Genomic DNA, 268 nt, shown 5'->3' on the forward strand with positions numbered 1-268 from the left:
CGCCCGTCGAGACGGACGACCTCGACGCCGAACTGCACGAGATCTGCGTCGGTCGCGGTCGCCTTCTCGAGCGCCGCCTCGGCGGCGGTCTCGGTGAACTCGTCGTCACCGTCGAGGAAGAGCAGGTGATCGGCCTTCGCCGCAAGGATCCCGACGCGACGTGCCTGGTACGCCGAGGCGTTGTGCTCCTGACGGATGAGCCGAACACGGGGATCCCTCGCGCAGTAGCTTTCGACGATCGCTGCGGTTCCGTCTGTCGAGGCGTCGT

1 protein-coding gene is annotated in these 268 nt (G+C 67.5%); it reads right to left on the minus strand.

Features of this window, described 5'->3' with window-relative positions; all coding sequences use genetic code 11:
- On the minus strand, positions 1-268 hold a 268-nt coding region (locus R0J87_RS20945; protein WP_498888671.1), incomplete at both ends, for a glycosyltransferase family 2 protein.

The sequence above is a fragment of the Halomonas sp. SIMBA_159 genome, from assembly GCF_046536035.1.
Taxonomy (GTDB): Bacteria; Pseudomonadota; Gammaproteobacteria; order Pseudomonadales; family Halomonadaceae; genus Vreelandella; species Vreelandella venusta_A.